The sequence below is a fragment of the Synechococcus sp. MU1655 genome (assembly GCF_023630655.1).
Classification (GTDB): Bacteria; Cyanobacteriota; Cyanobacteriia; order PCC-6307; family Cyanobiaceae; genus Synechococcus_C.
The window spans coordinates 1-3,371 of sequence record NZ_JAKUHK010000229.1 but is presented as its reverse complement, the minus strand read 5'-3'; the positions used below and the strand labels follow the sequence as shown (position 1 = coordinate 3,371).

Below are 3,371 nucleotides of genomic sequence, written 5' to 3'. Positions count from 1 at the left end.
CAATCCGCTCATCGCGTGGGCGGTCCGGTCATGGTTCATGTTGTTACAAAGAAAGGCAAAGGGTATCCCTACGCAGAAGCTGATCAAGTTGGTTACCACGCGCAGTCAGCTTTCAACCTCAGTACAGGCAAAGCGAGGCCTAGCAAAACGCCAAAACCACCGAGTTACAGCAAGGTGTTTGGTCAAACTCTTGTCAAACTCTGCGAACAGAATCCAAAAGTTGTTGGAATTACAGCAGCGATGGCGACTGGAACTGGCCTGGATATCCTCCAAAAAGCACTCCCCGACCAATACATCGACGTTGGCATTGCTGAACAGCATGCCGTCACCCTGTCCGCAGGCATGGCTTGCAATGGATTGAAGCCAGTTGTCGCGATCTACAGCACGTTTTTACAGAGAGCCTTTGATCAGCTCATCCACGATGTAGGGATTCAAAAACTGCCGGTGACGTTTGTATTGGATAGGGCTGGAATTGTCGGTGCTGATGGCCCAACCCACCAAGGCCAATACGACATCAGCTACATGCGTGCAATTCCCAATTTCACCGTGATGGCGCCCAAGGATGAGGCGGAGCTTCAACGAATGCTGGTGACTTGCCTCAACCATGATGGCCCCACAGCTTTGAGAATTCCTCGTGGCCCTGGTGAAGGTGTGCCATTGATGGAAGAAGGCTGGGAGGCTCTCCCGATTGGCTGTGGTGAAGTCGTACGTGAGGGTAAGGATGTCTTGGTCGTTGCTTATGGAGCCATGGTGCCAAAGGCAGTGGCGACGGCGAAATGTTTGGCAGCAGTGGGCGTAGAGGTTGCTGTGATTAATGCCCGATATTTACGGCCGCTGGATGAAGCACTCATTCATCCCATGGCGAAGAAGATTGGCAAGATTGTCACGATGGAAGAGGGAGCGTTAGCTGGTGGCTTTGGCTCAGCTGTTCTTGAATCGCTCCAGGAGAAAGGGTTGGCGATTCCCATGCTCCGCATAGGTATTCCTGATCGACTGGTGGATCATGCAACTCCCCAGCAAAGCTTTGAAGCCTTGGGTTTGACACCGGATCAAATGGCAGTCCGAATCAAGCAGCATTTCCTGCTTTCAACAACAGGGGCCCTCAGCCTCGAAGAGATTGCACCAGCTGAAGTGTCTTCAGCTGGCTCAGCATGAATCATCTGAAGCAGCAATGCTGCCTCAGATGCACTCACATTTCGAGGGAAACTTAAAGAACACCTCTGGCTGCGAGTCCCTGGATGGCACCAAAGCCGATGATGTGACCAAGGCTTGTGGTGGCAACCATGCTGGCGTGGCTCATACCACCAAAGAATTTTGAACCAGGCAGTTTGAGACCTACGTCTTGATGCTTAATCGTGGCTTTGCCAATCGCGATGGCAATGATGTTGCAGACCACCATCACAAGGCCAACTTTGGGGGACCAGGAAAGGGTGGCTGGAGCGATAGCCAGAAGAGGAGTAAACATGCAACACAGCAAGCGACACCTTATCTTCCGATTTCAACGGCCCAAGATCTCCTCCTCGTAAGAGTTATTCACTGGTTCTTCCGGCTTCGATCGAAGCAGCCCGGCAACAATGCAGGCATTGCTCAAGGTCAGAAAGGCTTCAGCACCACCATGAAGCCAATCCACAGCCACCAATTCAGAGTCGTATCGAACGAGGGCAAAAACAGCGGCAGCAATTGTGACGGCGACAAACAAAAGCGTGAGCTGAAAACCAAGAATGGTCAATTTTGGCAGTTTGCTACTGCGGCCTAGGTGGTACAGAAACACCAAATAGGGAATCAACGAGAAGGCAAAGAGGGGGGCTGGATCAAAGTTCAATGTCATCCCTTCACCATGTCGTCGCGTTGCAAATTCCAAGCAGCAATGGCCAACGTGACATTTCCTACAAGGGTTGTACTGGCTTGAAGAGTGACAAGCCAACGAAGGCTCTCGGTGTTGTCATAGAAGTGCCAAGTGCACGCAGCCATGGCACTGATCAAGGCAGGAATCATGGCTGCAGAGAGCCAGATCATGCTCGTTTGAGAGCGGTTTGAACCGCGCTGAGCGATCAGCACCATCGCCAACAACCACTCAAAGACTGATGCCACATGAATCCACCATGTGCCAAGTGAAAGGGCATGCATGCTTCACAACCGAGCCTTTCACCAACGTAGGCGGCCTAAGCGCGGATAATGGATACATCCATGGTGTTCTGAATGTCTGGCCTGGCTTCGTCTTCATCGCCGAGGCGCATTCTCCTCTGTGGCTATTATGGAGAACACAACCTCGGAGATGACGCCTTACTTGAGGTGTTGAGCAAACAGTTGCCTCAAGGCTGGCATCCCCTGATTACGGCCCATGATTTCGACGCTGTTCACACGATTGTCCCCCGTGGATCAGTGGTGAACAGGAGGTCGTTGAAGACTGTCCTCAAAAGCATTAAGAAGGTGCAGGTTGTGGTCCTTGGAGGTGGAAGCCTTCTCCAAGACAGCACAAGTTTTCGAAGCCTTATTTATTACATTATTTTGATTGTGGTGGCGCGAATTAAGCGTAAACCGGTGCTGTTGTGGGGACAAGGACTCGGTCCACTTAGGCATTCGTGGAGTCGCTATCTCGTAGGGCTGGTGCTGAATGGTGTGACGTCGATTACATGGAGAGATGCTGCATCGATGCAACTGGCTAAGCGACTTGGAATTACAACGTCGATGACAGTAGCTCCAGATCCGGTCTGGACTCATCCAATGAGTGAGCATCAAGGAGGGGGAAATATTGTGTTGTGTTGGCGCCCAACCAACTTGTTAACAGCTAGCGATTGGTCACTGTTGCTTCAAGGAGTCGATCAACTCAGTAAAACTACGGGAAAGTCAGTGACTTGGTTTGCATTTCATACCCATCAAGATGCGAGCTTGCTCCAATCATTGAACGAAAAGGGATTGGTACCCAACACGCTCTACCTAAATTCAAAAACAATTCTAGCCGAAAACATAGGACATGCTCAGACCATCTTCAAAGAAGCAAGTTTAGTACTTGCAATGCGATTGCATGCACTAATACTGGCAATTGCAAGTCAATGCCCTTCAGCTGCACTCAGCTACGACCCAAAAGTAGAGGCAGCAGCAAGAACCGCAGATGTGCCTTGGGTTGATTTATCAGAATTACCTAGTCTAGAAATCATGTTGGAAAGTTGGCGTCAATGTATGTCTAATCCACCATCAAAGCTACACCTTCAAAGTATTCGCGATCAGTCCTACGAACACCAGAGAGTCCTTAGATCAGTCTTGGAAGATCTCAATCAATGAACTGAACTTAAAATCAAGAGAATAAAGTAAAAACTCACACATATTGAAGAAAAATAAAGCTGGTTATGGAAGGCGATGTCCACTTGTGG

5 protein-coding genes are annotated in these 3,371 nt (G+C 49.9%); 2 read left to right on the top strand and 3 right to left on the bottom strand.

The features are described 5' to 3' along the window. Positions 1-1,155, top strand: a 1,155-nt coding sequence (gene dxs, locus NCN04_RS09795; RefSeq protein WP_250395971.1) for a 1-deoxy-D-xylulose-5-phosphate synthase, incomplete at its 5' end; no start/stop codon positions are given. Positions 1,156-1,207: 52 nt separating this feature from the next. Here dxs and psaK read toward each other — a convergent pair. The 3 genes from psaK to NCN04_RS09780 are packed head-to-tail and all read right to left on the bottom strand — an operon-like array spanning position 1,208 to position 2,127. Next, positions 1,208-1,465, bottom strand: a complete 258-nt coding sequence (psaK, locus tag NCN04_RS09790) for a photosystem I reaction center subunit PsaK (protein WP_048346507.1) — start codon at positions 1,463-1,465, stop codon at positions 1,208-1,210. A gap of 33 nt (positions 1,466-1,498) precedes the next feature. Further along, positions 1,499-1,828: a DUF3593 domain-containing protein gene (locus tag NCN04_RS09785; protein ID WP_048346506.1), complete on the bottom strand. Its 330-nt coding sequence runs from the start codon at positions 1,826-1,828 to the stop codon at positions 1,499-1,501. Next, positions 1,825-2,127: a DUF2499 domain-containing protein gene (locus tag NCN04_RS09780; RefSeq protein WP_250395970.1), complete on the bottom strand. Its 303-nt coding sequence runs from the start codon at positions 2,125-2,127 to the stop codon at positions 1,825-1,827. Before NCN04_RS09780 ends, NCN04_RS09785 begins: the two co-directional genes overlap by 4 nt. 72 nt (positions 2,128-2,199) lie before the next feature. On the opposite strand from NCN04_RS09780, the gene csaB reads away from it, so the two are divergent. Continuing rightward, complete coding sequence (csaB, locus tag NCN04_RS09775) at positions 2,200-3,282, top strand: polysaccharide pyruvyl transferase CsaB (protein WP_250395969.1); 1,083 nt, start codon at positions 2,200-2,202, stop codon at positions 3,280-3,282. The last annotated feature ends 89 nt before the right edge of the window (positions 3,283-3,371 follow it).